At 52.9% G+C, this 1792-nt stretch carries 1 protein-coding gene; it reads left to right on the top strand.

Translation table 11 applies throughout. The features are described from left to right. Positions 1-326 precede the first annotated feature (326 nt). Positions 327-1673, top strand: a complete 1347-nt coding sequence (locus E5J99_RS20830) for an RHS repeat-associated core domain-containing protein (RefSeq protein ID WP_167852278.1) — start codon at positions 327-329, stop codon at positions 1671-1673. Positions 1674-1792: the final 119 nt, after the last annotated feature.

Below are 1792 nucleotides of genomic sequence, written 5' to 3' on the forward strand. Positions count from 1 at the left end.
TGGCGCAGGATGCCGATGATTTGCGCTTCACTAAAGCGGCTCTTTTTCATGGGGCAGTAGGGAAAGGGTGAGAAAATATACCCCTTTCCTCTACTTTTCACTGGCCTACTTCGAGGGGAAGCCTACAGTGTTTCCCTAATCTCAACCATTTCCAGCCTTCATCCTCTCTCCCTTAGCCCTCTATTCCATGTGAAAAACGTTACTCGTGTATGCTTTCCTTGCACCGGCTGCCCTGCCCTTAGCTCAACAGAACCGCCCTATCGTTCTGCAGCCTAGCCCCGTCATTCAACTGCTGGCCGGGGCCAACCACAGTAATATTTCCCCAGGTGCTGGTGCCCCGGGTAGCGAATGCCGCCATTGCCTGGACGCTCTACAACGACCAGGACCAGGTGGTTTCCTCCGGCACCACCCCCGTGCCCCCGACGGCGGCCGGCGACTACCGTTGGAACCTGGTCACGGCCACCATCCCGGTGGATCTGCCCGCCCCCGGTACGGGTACGGACCGGTCGCGCACCGGCTCCTTAGTGGTTCAGCTCGTTAACGAGGGCAGCCAGCCGGTCTATTTCGACGACCTGACCATTACCCACCCCAAAGAGGCCGTGCTGGTGTCGCAAGAGAACCACTACTATCCCTTTGGCCTGGCGTTGAGCGGCGTGGCGGTGAATACCGTGCCGGCCGCCCAGCCCAGCCAGGAGCTCTACAACGGGGGCTCCGAGCTGCAGGATGAGCTGCTGGGCGAAGCCGGTATTTACAGTACGTACTTCCGGGCCTATGACCCGACCACCGGCCGCTTTCAGGGCGTGGACCCACTGGCTGACAAATACAGCGACGAGAGTGTGTATGGCTTCGCCTTCAATGATCCGGCTAACTTCAATGACCCGAGCGGGGCAGAACCACCGCAAGAGGGAGAGCGGATGATTTTTGTCCATGGACGCTATATGAACCCCTTTGTATTTGATAGCAATGGAGCTCACAGGCAATGGCAAGGGTCAACCCTTGACTGGCTATCTTACCAGCTTGGCGGTCCAGAAGTTACGGTGGATGGTAGGCCAAGAGTGATGCCGCATGAATGGGTATCGACTACTAGAGCAGGCCACGGAGCAGTAGGGAATGGAGCGTTTGGCCCATGGACTAACCAGACGCTCTGGAACTATGTGCCCAGCGCGCATGGGTTTGATGATGTAAATAATTTGAGACCTGAAATCGAGTGTGGATTTTGTGTGAACAAGAAAACACTACATGGCAATATTTTAGGGTTGACTTATGCTGGATCAGAGAATCCAAGAGACAATAATAGCGACGAGACATTCGGTTTCATCCCGATAAGTGCAGCTGACTATCCTCCAATAGGTCATGATCGTCGATATGATATTTTGAAGACTCGTGGGGGAATTGGACTACTTACGGACAGCCGAGCAATTGGCGCTGACTATCGATTTGTGGTGGAGTCATATGAAGTTGTATTTCAATCACTCTTTAGACTTGATTTTAAAACTAGCTTTCAAGCTGCACTCTTGGCAGAGGGCTTAGGTTTGGCTGCCTTACCCAAGACCATATGGACTATGCTGAGTGAAACTTACCCTATTCACTACATTGGTCTTTGGTATCATGTAAGCAATCATGACATTAATAACATACCAGTCAATAACATTCCAACTTATCATAGGGTGTAATTCAAAACTACGCGGTTGATTTTTTAAACAGGTCGGTAAGCAAGTGCATTTGTGGACTTTTCAGGGCCGAGCGTAAGCGTACGAGGCGGTCGAGCCCGCCATTGGACCAGCGCTGGCCG

The sequence above is a fragment of the Hymenobacter elongatus genome (genome assembly GCF_004745955.1).
Classification (GTDB): domain Bacteria; phylum Bacteroidota; class Bacteroidia; order Cytophagales; family Hymenobacteraceae; genus Hymenobacter; species Hymenobacter elongatus.